Below are 17,597 nucleotides of genomic sequence, written 5' to 3'. Positions count from 1 at the left end.
GAAGATTTGTCTGTCCAAAACATGTTAAAGAATCCTAATCTTGCTAAGGCTATCAGCGAGGTATCTTGGTCACAATTTCGCACAATGTTGGAATATAAAGCAAATTGGTACGGAAAACAGGTTGTGATCGTAGCGAAAAATTTCCCTTCCAGTCAGCTTTGTTCTACGTGTGGTCATAAGTATAAAGACGTTAAAAATCTTGCTTTGCGTGAGTGGGAGTGTCCTACGTGTAAAACCCGTCACGATAGAGATATTAACGCAAGTTTGAATCTTCGTAACGAAGCGTTACGATTAACCGCAGGAACTGCGGGGATAGCCTAATCCATAACTAACCAATAGGTTGGTGTTCTTAGGAATCCCCCACTTCAATCAGACCATAAGGTCGATAAGTGGTGGGTAGTTCAATGTGTCAGTATGTATTGTATTTGGTCTTATCCAATTAGCTAATTACCTGATAAACGATATGTTTCATTTAACTGGAGGGATAAAGACACTCTGCGTGATTATTGCTGTGGTATTTTCATTATACCCTGTTAAGTTTACGTTTGGCAGTGTTGTTTTTAAAGTAATGAACGCTACAAGATAAATGAATTGTGAGTATTGAAAGTACGGATGTAGTTCCGCAATCAAACACTTTCATTGAATAAGTTATAAATACCATCGTAACATACTAGCTGGAAATGGAAAAACAGTAGTAAAAGATGCAATACATGTAACAGTTTATCCATATTTATACTAAATACTGTATAAAACCGAACAATCGTTAAAATCGAGTAGAAATTGTTCGATTTTTTAATTGACCATTAATGGTATCTTTGTTATGCTAAAGGCATCAAAAGAATACAGATCCTCATATATTTCTTGGAATATGGCCTTGAAGTTTCTACCTGGCACCGTAAATGCTGGACTATGAGGGAAGATGCGTCATTGGTACAACAATGGTTATTTGTCGACCTTATTTTTGGTCTATTCGTCTTCTCTCATCCAATGAGAGAGGTGAATAGACCTTTTTCATGGTATAGGATAGGGAATCTTTTCTACTAAAGGAAGGAGAAATCGAAATGGCTTTAGTTGGTGTAATCATGGGTAGTATATCGGATTGGGATACGATGAAGCATACATGTACCCTATTAGAAGAACTAAATATTCGTTACGAAAAAGATGTCATTTCTGCACATCGAACTCCAGACGAAATGTTTACATATGCGAAAACCGCACGTGAACGAGGCTTAAAAGTAATCATTGCGGGAGCTGGAGGTGCAGCCCATTTACCAGGTATGGTAGCTTCACAAACAACATTACCAGTTATCGGTGTTCCAGTGCAAAGTAAAGCATTGAATGGACTTGACTCCCTATTATCTATTGTGCAAATGCCAGGTGGGGTTCCGACTGCTACGGTTGCAATTGGAAAAGCAGGTGCTATAAATGCAGGATTACTGGCGGCTCAAATTCTAGGATCTTTTGATGAGGATATCGCAAATAAATTAGAAAACTATCGTACCAACATGAAAGCAAAAGTGGATGAAATGAGGGAAGACCTTGCAAAGCAATACTAGTATTCTACCACCACAAACAATCGGTATCATTGGCGGCGGGCAGCTTGGTCGAATGATGGCAATAGCAGCGAAGTATATGGGCTATCGGGTTATTGTGTTAGACCCAACACCAAACTGTCCCACTTCACAAGTCTCGGATGGCCAAATCGTTGCAGCCTATGATGACATGAATGCAATTAAAGAATTAACCGACAAAAGTGATGTTGTGACGTATGAGTTTGAAAATGTCGATTTGGAAGCTGCAACCTTTATTGAGGAGCAGGGAAAACTTCCACAAGGCGCCTATGCATTAGAAGTAACGCAAAATCGCGAAAAAGAGAAGACAGTCATGAAGGCATTACAATTACCAGTCCCTGACTTTTTTATTGTCCATAATGGCAAAGCGTGTCAGGAGGCATTGAAAGAAGCATCCTTTCCTGTTGTGATGAAAACCTGTCGAGGGGGATACGATGGAAAGGGACAGTTAAAACTAGAATCAGAAGCGGATATTCCAAATGCGATTCAGTTTGTAGAACAAAATGGGCATTGTATCATCGAAACATGGCTTTCGTTTGATAAAGAGATTTCGGTCGTGTTTACTCGAGATGCAAAGGGTGCAATCGAATTTTTCCCTATTGCAGAAAATGTACATAAGGATCATATTCTGTTTCAAACAACAGCACCTGCAAAGGTATCGACAGAAGTACAGAAAAAGGCATACGAAGCAGCAACATTACTGGCAAACAAGATAGAGGTTGTAGGGACTTTTGCAATTGAAATGTTTGTTTCAGGAAATAACATTTACTTAAATGAAATGGCACCACGCCCGCATAATTCGGGACATTACACCATTGAGGCGTGTAATATTTCACAGTTTACTCAGCATATACGAGCAATCTGTGGGTTACCATTAATACCAGTGAAGCTTCTTGAACCTTCTACGATGATCAATATTTTAGGGGAAGATGTAGAACCAACCTTAAAAGCAATGGTTAACGTAAATCAAGGATTTATTCACTTGTATGGAAAGGCTGAAGCGAAAGCAAAGCGGAAAATGGGGCATATTACATTTATTGGAGAAGACAGCATAGAGCAGGTTAAACAGTTTGAGGAGGCAAAACAATGATTGGACGTTATACAAGAGAAGAAATGGGATCTATTTGGACGGAAGAAAATAAATTTAAGGCATGGTTAGAAGTTGAAGTTTTAGCATGTGAAGCATGGAGTGAGCTTGGCATTATTCCTAAAGAAGATGTTGTGAAGCTACGTGAGAATGCTTCGTTTGATATTAATCGTATTTACGAAATTGAACAGGAGACAAGGCATGATGTAGTTGCCTTCACTCGTGCTGTATCGGAAACGTTGGGGGAAGAACGCAAATGGGTTCACTATGGTTTAACTTCCACAGATGTAGTGGATACGGCTCTTTCTTACCTATTAAAACAAGCGAATGACATTATTCGGAAGGATTTACATAACTTCATCGAAATTTTAAAAAACAAAGCAATCGAGAACAAGCATACGGTCATGATGGGGAGAACCCATGGTGTACATGCAGAACCGACAACCTTTGGATTGAAGCTTGCCCTTTGGTATGAGGAAATGAAACGTAATTTAGAGCGTTTTGAACTAGCGGCAAAAAATATTGAATTTGGAAAGCTATCTGGTGCGGTTGGAACATATGCAAATATCGATCCCTTTGTAGAACAGTATGTGTGTGAAAAGCTAGGGCTATCACCAGCACCAGTATCGACACAAACCTTACAACGTGATCGTCATGCAGCATATATGTCGACCCTCGCTTTGATTGCGACTTCTATTGAAAAGTTTGCGACAGAAATTCGTGGATTACAGAAAACCGAAACTCGTGAAGTGGAAGAGTTCTTTGCAAAAGGTCAAAAAGGATCCTCTGCTATGCCACATAAGCGAAACCCAATCGGTTCAGAAAATATGACAGGTATGGCCAGAGTCATTCGCGGTTATATGGTAACAGCTTATGAAAATGTTTCCCTTTGGCATGAGCGTGACATTTCCCATTCTTCAGCGGAGCGCGTTATTTTACCAGATGCAACGATAGCACTTAACTATATGTTAAATCGTTTTAGCAATATCGTGAAAAACTTAACGGTCTTTCCAGAAAACATGAAACGAAATATTGATAAGACACATGGGGTTATCTTCTCCCAACGAGTGCTACTCGCTCTAATTGAAAAGGGAATGAGTCGTGAAGAAGCTTATGATATCGTACAGCCAAAAGCGATGGAGGCTTGGGAGACAGAAGTGCATTTCCGAGAATTAGTTAAAAAAGAAGACCGCATTACGACATTACTAACAGAAGAAGAAATTGAGGATTGCTTTGATTATACGTACCATTTAAAAAATGTTGATGTGATCTTTGAGCGCATCGGCTTAAACTGAGGTGAACGTCATGAAGGCAGAGCTATTGTATGAGGGGAAGGCGAAAAAGGTTTACCGCTCTTCCACAGATTCAGAGAAGCTTGTTTTATCCTATAAAAATGATGCAACAGCTTTTAACGGAAAGAAGAAGGAAAGTTTTCCAGGAAAAGGGAGATTAAATAATCTTATTTCTTCCTTAATCTTCCCTTATTTACATGAACGCGGAATCAAGAGTCATTTCATGAAGCGGTTGAATGAGACAGAACAACTCGTGGTGGAAACAACCATTATTCCATTGGAAGTAGTTGTTCGTAATTTGGCAACGGGGAGCATCACAAAACGTCTGGGATTTAAGGAGAAGACTCCTTTCTCCCCTCCGCTTGTCGAACTGTTTTATAAAAATGATGCTTTAGATGATCCGTTAATTAATGATGACCATGCTCTGCTTTTAACAGACGTAATCCATAAAGAATTACGGGAAATAAAAGCTCAAGCACTAGAAATTAATACCGTTTTAACAGAATTCTTCCAATCTATTAATCTAAAACTAGTAGATTTTAAGCTAGAATTTGGTCGTCTTCCAAATGGCGATATTGTGTTGTCGGATGAGATTTCACCAGATACTTGTAGGCTCTGGGATTTAAAGACCAATGAGAAAATGGATAAAGATGTTTTTCGTCAAGGTACAGGTGATTTAATCACCGTTTATGAACAAATATTACAGCGACTGGAGCGAAGAGTATGAGAACAGTAACGGTTTATATCACATTAAAGCAAGGTGTACTAGATCCACAAGGAAAAGCGATTCAGGAATCATTAAACTCACTGGGTTATAAAGAGGTTGAGGAAGCACGCGTAGGAAAGTACATTGAGATGACAATAGAAGATGGTCCTAAACTAGAGGACCGGGTAAAAGAAATGTGTGATAAACTCTTAGCCAATCCAGTAATCGAGGATTACCAATTTGAAATTGGGGAGGCTGCACACTCGTGAAATTTGCTGTAATTGTTTTCCCAGGTTCCAATTGTGACCGAGACATGTATCATGCGGTAAAAGAAGTACTTGGTGCAGAAGCAGATCTAGTTTGGTACCAAACTAGTGATTTGCAGGATTATGATGGTATTTTACTTCCGGGAGGATTTTCTTACGGTGATTATCTTCGTTCAGGTGCTGTTGCAGCAACATCGGATGTCATGAACCAAGTAAGGGAGCATGCCGCGAAGGGAAAGCCAGTACTAGGTGTTTGTAATGGATTTCAAATTTTAACAGAATCTGGCCTACTTCCAGGGGCTTTAATGCGAAATAAACGACTATCCTTTATGTGCCACCAGGAAGAACTAATCGTTGAAAATAACGAAACCATCTTTACTAGTGGCTATGAGAAAGGCGAGGTAGTCCGCTTCCCGATTGCTCATGGTGAGGGGAACTATTTCTGTGATGATGAAACACTTACAGAGCTAAAAGCGAATAATCAAATCGTATTCACCTATAAACAGAATCCCAACGGCTCTGTAGAAGATATTGCAGGCATTGTGAACAAAGAAGGAAATGTATTAGGCATGATGCCACACCCAGAGCGTGCAGTGGAAGCACTTCTAGGTAGTGATGATGGGTTAAAGCTATTCCAATCAATGGTGAAAAAATGGAGGGAGTCCTATTATGTTACAAACGCATGAGATCAGCCCAGAGCAAATTGAACGAGATAAGCTTTATGAGGAAATGGGACTCAGCAGTTCAGAATTTGAAATGGTCAAAAAAATCTTAGGTCGTCTACCGAACTTTACGGAAACGGGGATTTTCTCGGTCATGTGGTCAGAGCATTGTAGCTATAAGACGTCTAAACCTCTATTAAAGAAGTTTCCGACAAAAGCGCCACATGTGTTACAAGGCCCAGGTGAAGGGGCTGGAATAATCGATATTGGCGACAATCAAGCCGTTGTATTCAAGATTGAAAGCCATAATCATCCGTCTGCCGTAGAACCATATCAAGGGGCAGCTACTGGAGTTGGTGGAATTATCCGTGATGTATTTTCCATGGGTGCTCGTCCAATTGCATTGATGAACTCGCTCCGATTTGGAAATTTAAAAACGGATCGAGTGAAATACTTATTCTCAGAGGTTGTGAATGGGATTGCTGGTTATGGGAATTGTGTTGGTATTCCAACAGTTGGAGGAGAAGTACAGTTTGATGACTCCTATGAAGATAATCCATTAGTCAATGCGATGTGTATTGGCCTCATTAATCATGAGGATATTCAAAAAGGGATTGCTGCTGGTATTGGCAATACGGTTCTATATGCTGGTGCTCCTACCGGGCGTGATGGTATTCATGGGGCAACATTTGCTTCGGATGATTTAGCAGAAGACGCAGCGAAAGATCGTCCAGCCGTCCAAGTTGGTGACCCATTTATGGAAAAACTATTAATAGAAGCTTGCTTAGAGGTGATCCATTCCGATGCGCTTGTTGGTATGCAGGATATGGGGGCAGCTGGTTTAACCTCTTCAGCAAGTGAGATGGCAAGTAAAGCTGGTACTGGAATGGAAATGGATTTAGATTTAGTTCCACAACGTGAGCAAAACATGACTGCTTATGAATTAATGCTTTCGGAATCCCAAGAGCGTATGTTATTGGTTGTCAAAAAAGGTAGAGAGCAAGAAATCATTGATGTGTTTACACGATATGGTCTGAAAGCAGTAGCGGTAGGGCAAGTTATCGAGGAAAAGGTATTTCGAATTAAACAGCATGGTGAAGTACAAGCAGAAATCCCTGTTGATGCATTAGCAGAGGAAGCACCTGTTTATCATTTACCTGCTCAGGAGGCTCGTTATTACCAAGAGTTTCAGAAGATTGGCAATCATGTACCAATCATTGATGACCATGGGGCGGTATTGAAGCAATTATTACAGCAACCAACCATTGCAAGTAAAGAATGGGTTTATGATCAATATGATTCGATGGTACAAACAAATACTGTGACAGGACCAGGCTCCGATGCTGCCGTTGTGCGAATTAAAGGTACGGATAAATCATTAGCGATTACAACAGATTGTAATTCCCGTTATATCTATTTAGATCCAGAAACTGGTGGGAAGATTGCTGTAGCTGAAGCGGCACGTAATATTATTTGTTCGGGTGCTAGACCACTTGGCTTAACAGATGGATTAAACTATGGTAACCCAACAAATCCAGAAGTATTTTGGCAAATGGAAAAAAGCGTAGAAGGTATAAGTGATGCTTGTGAAAAATTAGGTACACCAGTAATTAGTGGGAATGTTTCTTTATATAACCAGTCTAAAGGGAAAGCGATTTTCCCAACACCAATTGTAGGAATGGTCGGCTTACATGAGTCACTAGAACATATTACACCAAGCTTTTTCCAACAATCCGGTGATGCCATTTATGTCATTGGGGAAAGTAAGCCGGAATTTGGTGGTAGTGAATTGCAAAACCTTCTAAACGGGGCATATGAAGGGAAAGCACCAGAAATCAATTTAGATATCGAAGCTAAACGTCAAGCCCAGTTACTCGAAGCAATCCAAAGCGGCTTAGTTGTTTCAGCACATGATCTTGCTGAAGGTGGACTTGGTGTTGCACTTAGTGAGTGTTTATTCTATGACACGTCATTAGGTGCTGATATCCAAGTGAGTGGTGATGTGACAGTAGAACTATTTAGTGAGACACAATCTCGTTTTATCGTAAGTGTGAGACCTGAGCAACAGGAAGTGTTTGAACAAGTAGTGGAGGATGCAGTACAAATAGGTCTCGTCACATCAGATGGTCAATTAACAGTTCGGAGCAAAGATGGTGACGTATTATCCGAAAGTGTTCATGAGTTATACCGTCTTTGGAAAGGAGCAATTCCATGCTTGCTGAAATAAGAGGCTTAAATGAAGAGTGTGGTGTCTTTGGCATTTGGGGTCATGATAAGGCGGCGGAATTAACATATTATGGACTTCATGCTTTACAGCATCGTGGCCAGGAAGGTGCAGGTGTCGTCACAACAAATGGGTTAGAATTAAAGCTTCATAAAGGGCAAGGACTAGTCAATGATGTATTCAAGCGAGTTGATTTCTCCAAGCTTAGTGGCCATGCTGCAATCGGGCATGTCCGTTACGCAACCCAAGGGGAAAGATCAATTGATAATGTCCAACCATTGCTTTTTCGTTCGCAAACGGGAAGTATGGCGCTTGCTCATAATGGAAATATCATGAACGCATATGAGCTCCGTGGTGAATTAGAGTCTGCGGGCAGTATTTTACAAACCTCTTCTGATACAGAAGTACTTGCTCATTTATTGAAGCGAAATGGCAATATGGATACCGTTTCCGGATTAAAGGATGCTCTTGGTCAATTAGTTGGCGCCTATGCTTTTATCATTCTCTCGGAAACTCGCATGCATGTAGCGTTAGATCCAAAAGGGTTACGTCCATTATCGATCGGTAGATTAGGAGATGCATATGTCGTAGCATCTGAGACTTCCGCGTTTGATATTATTGGTGCGACCTACGAACGTGACGTTTTACCAGGTGAGTTAATTACGATTTCCGATGATGGATTAGAGTCTACACGCTTTGCTCTACCAGAAAAGCGGGCATTATGTGCGATGGAGTATGTTTATTTTTCCCGCCCAGATAGTAATTTAAATGAGGTCAATGTCCATGCATCACGTAAGCGTATGGGGATTGAATTAGCTAAGGAAGCTCCTGTTGAAGCAGATGTGGTAACAGGTGTACCGGATTCTAGTATTTCTGCGGCGATTGGCTATGCAGAACAAACAGGTATTCCATACGAAATTGGCTTAATTAAAAATCGATATACTGGGAGAACGTTCATCCAGCCTTCCCAGGAACTTCGCGAGCAAGGGGTTAAAATGAAGCTTTCTCCTGTACGTGCAATTGTGGAAGGTAAGCGTGTCATTATGATTGATGATTCTATCGTTCGAGGTACAACATGCAAGCGAATCGTACGCATGTTGAAGGAAGCTGGTGCGAAAGAGGTTCATGTGAGAATTGCATCTCCTTCTATTACAAACCCTTGCTATTACGGAATTGACATGTCTACGAAAGAGGAACTAATTGCAGCAAATTATTCGATTGATAAAATTTGCGAAATCATTGGTGCAGATAGTTTAGCTTATCTTTCTAGTGAAGGTTTAGAACGAGCAATCGTTTCAGATGATTCGATAGATCAAGGTGTCTGTATGGCATGTATGACTGGACAGTACCCAGTAACGAAGAATGGTCAATTAGAAATTTCCTATACGAAGTGTTAAGGAGCGTGACAACGTGTCGAATGTATATAAGGCAGCAGGTGTCGATGTAGAAGCGGGCTATGAAGCGGTTGAACGAATGAAAAAGCATATTGCTAAAACAACAAGACCAGAAGTACTTGGCGGAATTGGTTCTTTTGCCGGATTATTTGAACTAACATCTTTTTCGTATAAAGAGCCTGTCTTAGTATCTGGGACAGATGGAGTTGGAACTAAATTAAAGCTAGCCTTTGAATTGGATAAACATGATACAGTTGGCATCGATTTAGTTGCTATGTGTGTCAATGATATCGTTGCTCAAGGTGCAGCCCCCTTGTTTTTCCTTGATTATATTGCATGTGGAAAAAACGATCCTGCACGAATAGAACAAATTGTTTCCGGAATAGCAGAAGGCTGTGCTAATGCACAAGCGGCATTAATAGGTGGCGAAACAGCGGAAATGCCAGGAATGTACGAGGAAAATGAATATGATTTAGCTGGATTTGTTGTTGGAATTGCTGAAAAGTCAGCACTAGTTACCGGAGAACAAATTCAAGCAGGTGACATCATTATCGGTCTACCCTCCAGTGGGATACATTCGAATGGTTATTCCTTAGTCCGGAAACTAGTTAATGGCTTAGACTTAACGGAGACTCCCGTTGGATTATCCAAGCCACTAGGTGAGTGGTTGATGGAACCAACTAAGATCTATACAAAGCAGATTAACAGTGTCATGAAGGAAGTTTCTATAAAAGGCATTTCACACATAACTGGTGGTGGATTTTATGAAAACATTCCAAGAATGCTACCGGCAGGACTAGGTGTAGATTTAGTTTATGGAAACTGGGAGATACCAGAAATATTTCCATTCCTACAAGAAAGAGGGAACATGACGCTTGATGATATGTTTGGCGTATTCAACATGGGAATTGGCATGGCAATCGTAGTAGCCAAACAAGACGCAGAGCAAGCCCTACATGCCCTAGCGGAGGCAGGCGAGCATGCTACAATAATTGGTCAAGTAGGGACAAACGAAGGAGTACACTTCCGTTATGAGTAAAATAAAAGCAGCCGTATTTGCTTCTGGTACAGGTAGTAATTTTGAAGCCATCATGAAAGCGGAGATTGTAGCTTGTGAAATTGTCTTACTAGTTTGTGACAAACCAGGAGCCAAAGTCATTGAAAAAGCGGAGCGGTTAGGTGTACAAACGTTTATTTTAAATCCTAAAAACTACCCGTCTAAAGTCGAATATGAGTCGGAAGTGCTGCGCGCTCTACGTAAGCATAAAGTGGAATGGGTATTTCTTGCAGGCTATATGCGATTAATTGGTCCGACTCTACTAGAAGCATACGAAGGGAAAATATTAAATATCCACCCATCCCTTTTACCAGCTTTTCCCGGTAAAAATGCCATAGGTCAAGCATTTCAAGCTGGCGCCAAAGTTACAGGTGTTACCGTCCACTTCGTTGATGAAGGAATGGATACAGGCCCAGTTATCGCACAAGAACAAGTCCCTATTTTACCAGAGGATACAGAAGACACATTAAAGAACCGGATACAGCAAGTCGAGCATGTGCTGTATCCAAGGGTGATTAATCAGGTGGTAGCAGATAGCCGGTAATGTAGATGTGATGTGGTGCGGTGGATGGGCTTGGAATTGGGGTAGATGTGACCGAGTGAGAGTGGGATGAGCCTTAAAACGGAGCACATGCACCCAAGCAGAAGGAAGATGCGCCCATGTGAAAAAGAGACGCCCCCCACCCCCGAAGCAAATAAGCCCGATCCGATAAAAGATACACCAAAAACGAAAGAACATGTTACCTAAAAGAAGAAAGTACACACGATAGAAGCAAGGAGTGTAACTATGAAAAAGCGTGCATTAATCAGTGTTTCAGATAAACAGAAGATTGTAGAGTTTGCTCAAGGGTTAGTTGAACTGGACTATGAGATTGTCTCGACTGGTGGTACATTAAAGGCATTGCAAAATGCTAGTGTGCCTGCGATCTCTATTGATCAGGTTACTGGTTTTCCAGAAATTATGGATGGTCGTCTGAAGACGCTTCATCCAAAGGTTCATGGTGGATTATTAGGTAGGCGCTCGAATCCAGATCATTTGCAACAAATGGAAGCGAATGAGATAGAGCCAATAGATGTTGTGGTGGTTAATCTGTATCCTTTTAAACAAACGCTTGTTTCAGAAGGCGTTACAAAGGAAGAAATTATAGAGAATATCGATATTGGTGGGCCAACTATGTTACGTTCTGCTGCGAAGAATTTTGATGACGTCTTAGTTGTGGTAGATCCGGAAGATTATACCCCAGTTTTAGAAGGAATTAAGGATGCTTCTATTAGTCTGGAATTCCGTCAAAAGCTTGCGGCTAAAGTATTCCGCCACACGGCAAACTATGATGCAATCATTGCTAATTACTTTTTAACACAAACTGGCGAGAAATTCCCAGAGACCTACACTGTTACATATGAAAAAGTTCAATCCTTACGATATGGGGAAAATCCACATCAAGTTGCTGCATTTTATAAAAATCCAATTCAAAACGGAATGAGTTTGGCCACAGCTAAGCAATTACATGGTAAGGAGCTTTCCTATAACAATATCCAAGATGCAAATGCTGCTGTGGAAATATTGACAGAATATGATTTACCAGCAGCAGTTGCTGTAAAACATATGAATCCTTGTGGAATTGGGATGGCTGAATCAATTGCAGAAGCGTTCCAACTGGCATTTGATGCTGACCCAATCTCAATTTTTGGTGGAATTGTTGCATTGAATAGAGAAGTAGACGCTCAAACTGCTGAGAAATTAAGTGAGATTTTTCTTGAAATCGTCATTGCTCCGAGCTTCTCGGAAAAAGCGCTAGAAATCTTGACGCAAAAGAAAAATATTCGTCTATTAACAATGGAAATGGCCCAAAAGGATGAGAGCTTTAAGCTAACAACAGTTGATGGCGGTGTCCTAATTCAAAATAAAGATATTGGTAGTGTAGACGAAGGAAGCGTTGAGGTTGTAACCGATAGAGCGCCAACTGAGGAAGAACTACAAAATCTCCTTTTTGCTTGGAAAGCAGTTAAACACGTGAAATCAAACGCAATTGTTTTAGCAAAAGATAATCAAACAATTGGTGTTGGGGCAGGACAAATGAACCGGGTTGGGGCTGCACGTATTGCGATCGAGCAAGCTGGAGATAAGGCGCTTGGATCAGTGTTAGCATCGGATGCCTTTTTCCCAATGCCTGATACTGTAGAAGAAGCAATCAAGGTAGGAGTAACCGCCATTATCCAACCAGGTGGTTCTAAACGCGATCAAGATTCCATCGATGTATGTAACGAACATGGTATTGCAATGGTATACACAGGTATGCGTCATTTCAAACATTAATGAGGGGGTCGGGTGATGAACGTTCTTGTAATAGGTCGTGGTGGTCGTGAGCATAGTATCGTAATGAAGTTTTCAGAAAGTAAATTAATAGATAAGCTATTTGTTGCACCTGGTAATGCAGGGATGGAAAATGTGGCAACCTGTGTTCCAATAGAAGAAACCGAAACTATGAAACTGATTCATTTTGCAAAAGAGCATAGTATTGAGCTTACGATAGTAGGTCCGGAAAATCCGTTATTAGATGGAATCGCTAATGAATTTCTAGCGGAAGGCTTACGCGTCTTTGCCCCTACGAGAGAGGCTGCATTAATTGAAGGAAGTAAAAGCTTTGCAAAGGAAATCATGAAGAAATATCAGATCCCAACGGCGAGCTATGAAACATTTACAGATGCAGAAAAAGCAAAAGCATATGTAATTGAACAGGGTGCGCCAATTGTTATTAAGGCGGACGGATTAGCAGCTGGAAAGGGTGTAGTCGTTGCTGAAACTACCAAGCAAGCCATTCAAGCAATTGATGATATGCTAGTGTCGAAGGCGTTCTCTGAAGCTGGTGCTAAGGTTGTAGTGGAAGAATTTTTGATGGGAAATGAATTTTCTTTAATGGCATTTGTCCATGGAGAAAAAGTATATCCGATGATTCCGGCTAGAGATCATAAGCGTGCATTCGACCATGATGAAGGTCCGAATACTGGTGGGATGGGTGCATATGCCCCAGTTCCGGATATAACAGAAGAAGCTATCAACTATGCTACAAAAGAGATTCTTCAAAAGGCTGCAAGTGGGTTAGTTGCAGAAGGCCGTTCTTTCACTGGAATATTATATGCTGGTCTTATTATGACGGCTGAAGGTCCAAAGGTTATTGAATTTAATGCTAGATTTGGTGATCCAGAGACACAAGTAGTATTACCATTATTGAAAAATGATTTGATACAGGTATTGGTAGATGTTTTAAATGATGAACCCCCACAGCTAGAATGGGAAAAACAGTCCTGTTTAGGTGTGGTGCTAGCATCTGATGGCTATCCAGGTTCCTATCAAAAAGGTGTACTACTACCTAATTTAGATGGGGAGTCTTTTATTGTCTATGCTGGTGTCGATAAAACGGAAAACGGCTTTGTCTCAAACGGAGGCAGAGTACTGTTAGTTGGCGCTAAAAGTACTACTTTAGAGAATGCGGGAAAATTAGTATATGAAAGCTTACCGGCAAATAAAGATTTAGAAGGATTTTTCTATCGTACAGATATAGGGGAAATGAAAGAAGACGCTCTTTCGTAAGAGTGTCTTCTTTGTCTTCCGTTTAAAATATGGATTGAAAGCACATGAATGGGCCAGCTTGAAATTCAGTTTAATTGAAAGCTTGAAAGGTTCCGTTGTTCAATTAAAATTATAGTTTAATTGAACAATAGAACGACTCAATCGATAAACTAGGCCGCTAAATCCTCCCAAATAAACAATAGACTAGCCCAATCGATTCCCCAAGTCCGCTATCCCCTCCCAAATGAACAACCCAATAACCCGCCCCAAAATCCCAAGCCCCCCTCTAATCAATCAATAGACCAATCCACCTCCCCCCATTTCCAATTTGTCACAAAATTTTCACTGTAATTCACAAGAACTTTACAGTAATAAAGCGTGAATTGTGATACAATTGGAAAAAGAATAAATTTGGAGAGTTGCCTATGTTAGAGAATGGACATTGGAGAAATTTTGAACTTCGTAAGCATGTGAAAGTAGTAGAAGGTAAGATAGCACCAACACTAGTACTAAAGAATGCTACTTATTTAAATATGTTCTTAAATCAATGGTTAACAGCGAACATTTGGATCTATAATGAACGAATTATTTATGTCGGGGATAAGCTTCCTGAACAGGCAACAGAAGTTGTGGACTGTAAAGGGAAATATGTAGTGCCTGGTTATATGGAACCACATGCTCATCCGTTTCAATTATATAATCCTGAAGTATTAGCGAAACATGCTGCAAAATTTGGAACAACTACATTAGTTAATGATAATTTATCATGGCTTTTTTTGTTAGAAAAAAAGAAAGCGTTTTCTATCCTGCGCGAGTTTGATAAGCTACCAGTTTCTATGTATTGGTGGAGTAGATTTGATCCCCAAACAGCTATGTTAGAAGAAGACCAACTATTCAATACTGAAGATATGCTAGATTGGTTGAATCACCCATCGGTCCTACAGGGCGGGGAACTGACTGGGTGGCCAAGTCTGTTAAATGGTGATGATCGATTATTATATTGGATTCAAGAAATGAAGCGCAAAGGAAAGCGTGTGGAGGGACATCTTCCGGGTGCGTCTGAGAATACGTTAACTAAGATGAAGCTTCTTGGCATTTCGGCAGATCATGAATCTATTTCTGGTGAGGATGTAATAAACCGCCTGAAGCTAGGCTATCAGGTGGGCTTACGTTATTCTTCAATTCGACCAGATCTTCCGCAACTTTTAGAGGAAATTATCAATGCGGGATTAACGAGCTTCGAACAGTTAACGATGACAACAGATGGGGCAACGCCAGGATTCTATGAGAATGGATTAATGAATGTTTGTATTGAAATTGCCATCCAACAGGGGGTGCCTATTGAAGATGCTTATCGAATGGCATCCTTCAATGTGGCGAAGCACTTCCATTTGGAAGAGCAGTTAGGATGTATAGCGCCGGGGCGAATTGCTAATATTAATATATTACAAGCAAAGGATATTCCACACCCAGAGAGTGTACTAGCGAAGGGGAAATGGATTGTCAGGGAAAATGTAGAGCAAGAATTACCTTCTTATATTAATTGGGAGAAATATAAAATAAAACCACTTCAGTTTGAGTGGGATATGGACTTACGGGACTTACAGTTTTCGATACCAATCGGACTAGATATGATTAATGATGTTATCATCAAACCATACCCTATTCAAACTGATATTACGGTAAATGAATTACCAGAATATCGTGATGATGCTTTCTTGTTGTTATTGGATAAGAAAGGGCAGTGGCGGGTCAATACTACGATACGAGGTTTTACGAAGAGCCTAGGAGGATTGGTTAGTTCATTTTCTCAAACAGGAGATTTAATTTTTATTGGAAAAAATAAACAGGATATGTTACTTGCATGGAAACGGCTAAAGGAATTAGGTGGCGGGATTGTTCTTGTGCAAGAAGGCAAAGTAGTAGCAGAGCTTCCTTTATTATTAGGAGGGAGGATGTTTGCTGGTAGTATGGATGATTTAATCGAAAAGGAGAAGGAGTTAAAAGCTAAACTTCTTGAATTCGGATATCAATTTCATGATCCGATATACAGTATTCTATTTTTATCCTCTACTCATTTGCCATACATTCGTATTACCCAAGAAGGGATTATGGATATTAAGAAACGTGAAGTACTCTTCCCAGCAACCATGCGATAGCATATAATGGTACTAAGTACTATTATAGGTAGAACAGACTATATAAAGGTGTTGGGAATATGAAGAAATTGTTTTTACTAGTACTTTTTAGTATTAGTATTCTATTAGTGGCATGTAATGATGATTCAGATAAACCTCAGACAGAAGAACAGCCCGAGGAGAATACGGAAGTGTCCGTAACCGAACCAGGAGAGTCCGAGGGGCATTATGTTAATAAGTTTCCATTAACAGGGATTGCGACTAATGACAGTGTGGATCATCGTATAGTTGGTGTTATGGTGAATAATCATACGAAAGCCCGTCCACAATCAGGGCTTTCACAGGCGGATGTTGTATTTGAGATTCTTGCTGAGGGCATGATTACACGATTTCTAGCACTATTCCATAGTGAACAGCCAGAAGTGGTTGGTCCCGTACGGAGTGCACGTGAATATTATTTGGACCTTGCAAATCGATATGGTGCATTATATATTTATCATGGTGCGGCAGAATTTGTAAATGATATGCTAGATAATCGTGGTATCGATCATCTTGATGGAGCAAATTATGATAATGATGGTACATTATTTAAGAGGGAATCATTCCGTGTAGCACCACATAATTCCTATTTGTTATTTCATAATGTGTATCAAGTAGCAGCTGAAAATGGTTTTGCGGTAACTGCCGAGAACGAATCCTTGCCATTTTTAACCGAAGAGGAAGTAGATTTAATACATGGAGAAGCTGCACATGAGGTAGAAATCGTCTACTCTAATAATCCGATGGAAATCGTGGAGTATAAATATGATGCGACGACTGAGAAATACACGCGCTTTAATGATAGAGAGATGACAGTAGAGTTAAATACGAATGAGCCAATACAAGTGGATAATGTCTTTATTGTGGAAACACATCATGAAGTAATAGATGATGCAGGACGCAGGGATATTGATTTCTATTCAGGCGGAGATGCTTATCTTATTCAAAAAGGAAAAGTCCAACAGCTTAAATGGGAAAATCGAAATGGAAAGATAGTGCCAGTTAAAGATGGCGAAGTGGTGGGCTTTGTACCAGGTAAAACTTGGATTAATGTAGTTCCTACTAGCCCAGGTATGGAGAGTTCCGTTACGATACTTTCGAGTAGGGAATAGGGGGTAACAATATGCAAATTGATAAATTACGTGGGGAAGCTCTCGATAATTTATTTGACGCAATTTTATCATTGAAGAATCGAGAAGAATGTTATCAATTCTTTGATGATATTGCAACGATGGGAGAGATTCAATCCCTAGCTCAACGACTCCAGGTTGCCAAAATGCTTACCGAGGGTTATACGTACAAAACGATTGAAAAAGAAACAAAAGCATCAACAGCTACCATCTCAAGAGTAAGACGATGTATTGATTATGGTAGTGATGGCTATAAGCTGGTGCTAGAACGGACGATGGAAAAAGAATAAGCAGAGTGAAATGTACTAGTCTGTATTCTAAAAACGAATGCAGACTTTTGTGCGCTTGGCAGCGCTCCGAACTTAAGGGTGAAAGTCCCAAACACGCCGTAGTGGCGGAAGTGTATAGCTGACAGGCAGTGCATGCTCGTGAGGGAATGTGCGGAGGGCTTGAAGGCAAA

The 17,597-nt window shown here is 40.4% G+C and carries 16 protein-coding genes and 1 riboswitch; all 16 genes read left to right on the top strand.

Annotated elements, in window-relative coordinates:
• Window positions 1-321 (top strand): RNA-guided endonuclease TnpB family protein (locus AAIB49_RS17535; RefSeq protein WP_343458769.1); only part of this gene is annotated, 321 nt, incomplete at its 5' end.
• A gap of 509 nt (window positions 322-830) precedes the next feature.
• A riboswitch (purine riboswitch) is annotated at window positions 831-930 on the top strand.
• Window positions 931-1,061: 131 nt separating this feature from the next.
• Entirely contained in the window at window positions 1,062-1,556 is a 495-nt protein-coding gene (purE, locus tag AAIB49_RS17530; protein ID WP_211742154.1) for a 5-(carboxyamino)imidazole ribonucleotide mutase, read from the top strand.
• Complete coding sequence (gene purK, locus AAIB49_RS17525; RefSeq protein ID WP_339217052.1) at window positions 1,540-2,661, top strand: 5-(carboxyamino)imidazole ribonucleotide synthase; 1,122 nt, start codon at window positions 1,540-1,542, stop codon at window positions 2,659-2,661. The genes purE and purK overlap by 17 nt, the downstream gene beginning before the upstream one ends.
• Window positions 2,658-3,953 carry an adenylosuccinate lyase gene (gene purB / locus AAIB49_RS17520; protein WP_339217051.1) on the top strand — a complete coding sequence of 432 codons (1,296 nt, stop codon included), beginning with the start codon at window positions 2,658-2,660 and terminating at the stop codon, window positions 3,951-3,953. The genes purK and purB overlap by 4 nt, the downstream gene beginning before the upstream one ends.
• Window positions 3,954-3,963: 10 nt before the next feature.
• The gene (purC, locus tag AAIB49_RS17515; RefSeq protein ID WP_343458768.1) at window positions 3,964-4,677 is read left to right on the top strand and encodes a phosphoribosylaminoimidazolesuccinocarboxamide synthase; all 714 of its coding nucleotides are present in this window, start codon (window positions 3,964-3,966) and stop codon (window positions 4,675-4,677) included.
• On the top strand, window positions 4,674-4,925 hold the full coding sequence (gene purS / locus AAIB49_RS17510) for a phosphoribosylformylglycinamidine synthase subunit PurS (protein WP_343458767.1): 252 nt from the start codon (window positions 4,674-4,676) through the stop codon (window positions 4,923-4,925). The genes purC and purS overlap by 4 nt, the downstream gene beginning before the upstream one ends.
• Window positions 4,922-5,608 carry a phosphoribosylformylglycinamidine synthase subunit PurQ gene (purQ, locus tag AAIB49_RS17505; RefSeq protein ID WP_186869021.1) on the top strand — a complete coding sequence of 229 codons (687 nt, stop codon included), beginning with the start codon at window positions 4,922-4,924 and terminating at the stop codon, window positions 5,606-5,608. Before purS ends, purQ begins: the two co-directional genes overlap by 4 nt.
• Complete coding sequence (gene purL, locus AAIB49_RS17500) at window positions 5,592-7,811, top strand: phosphoribosylformylglycinamidine synthase subunit PurL (RefSeq protein ID WP_343458766.1); 2,220 nt, start codon at window positions 5,592-5,594, stop codon at window positions 7,809-7,811. Before purQ ends, purL begins: the two co-directional genes overlap by 17 nt.
• The gene (gene purF, locus AAIB49_RS17495) at window positions 7,796-9,205 is read left to right on the top strand and encodes an amidophosphoribosyltransferase (RefSeq protein WP_339217047.1); all 1,410 of its coding nucleotides are present in this window, start codon (window positions 7,796-7,798) and stop codon (window positions 9,203-9,205) included. The genes purL and purF overlap by 16 nt, the downstream gene beginning before the upstream one ends.
• Before the next feature lie 13 nt (window positions 9,206-9,218).
• Window positions 9,219-10,241 carry a phosphoribosylformylglycinamidine cyclo-ligase gene (gene purM, locus AAIB49_RS17490; RefSeq protein WP_339217046.1) on the top strand — a complete coding sequence of 341 codons (1,023 nt, stop codon included), beginning with the start codon at window positions 9,219-9,221 and terminating at the stop codon, window positions 10,239-10,241.
• Window positions 10,234-10,803 carry a phosphoribosylglycinamide formyltransferase gene (gene purN, locus AAIB49_RS17485; protein WP_343458765.1) on the top strand — a complete coding sequence of 190 codons (570 nt, stop codon included), beginning with the start codon at window positions 10,234-10,236 and terminating at the stop codon, window positions 10,801-10,803. Before purM ends, purN begins: the two co-directional genes overlap by 8 nt.
• A gap of 243 nt (window positions 10,804-11,046) precedes the next feature.
• Window positions 11,047-12,576 carry a bifunctional phosphoribosylaminoimidazolecarboxamide formyltransferase/IMP cyclohydrolase gene (gene purH / locus AAIB49_RS17480; protein ID WP_343458764.1) on the top strand — a complete coding sequence of 510 codons (1,530 nt, stop codon included), beginning with the start codon at window positions 11,047-11,049 and terminating at the stop codon, window positions 12,574-12,576.
• A gap of 15 nt (window positions 12,577-12,591) precedes the next feature.
• Window positions 12,592-13,851 carry a phosphoribosylamine--glycine ligase gene (purD, locus tag AAIB49_RS17475; RefSeq protein ID WP_343458763.1) on the top strand — a complete coding sequence of 420 codons (1,260 nt, stop codon included), beginning with the start codon at window positions 12,592-12,594 and terminating at the stop codon, window positions 13,849-13,851.
• Window positions 13,852-14,255: 404 nt separating this feature from the next.
• A complete protein-coding gene (locus tag AAIB49_RS17470) occupies window positions 14,256-15,989 on the top strand; it encodes an adenine deaminase C-terminal domain-containing protein (protein WP_343458762.1) in 1,734 nt (577 codons plus the stop codon).
• Between the two features lie 59 nt (window positions 15,990-16,048).
• Complete coding sequence (locus AAIB49_RS17465; RefSeq protein WP_343458761.1) at window positions 16,049-17,119, top strand: DUF3048 domain-containing protein; 1,071 nt, start codon at window positions 16,049-16,051, stop codon at window positions 17,117-17,119.
• Window positions 17,120-17,130: 11 nt separating this feature from the next.
• On the top strand, window positions 17,131-17,427 hold the full coding sequence (locus AAIB49_RS17460; RefSeq protein ID WP_343458760.1) for a YerC/YecD family TrpR-related protein: 297 nt from the start codon (window positions 17,131-17,133) through the stop codon (window positions 17,425-17,427).
• The last annotated feature ends 170 nt before the right edge of the window (window positions 17,428-17,597 follow it).

The organism is Ornithinibacillus proteolyticus (genome assembly GCF_039581225.1).
GTDB classification, from domain to species: Bacteria; Bacillota; Bacilli; order Bacillales; family Amphibacillaceae; genus Ornithinibacillus; species Ornithinibacillus massiliensis.
The sequence above is the reverse complement of the archived record's forward strand: the minus strand, read 5'-3'. Positions and strand labels throughout refer to the sequence as shown.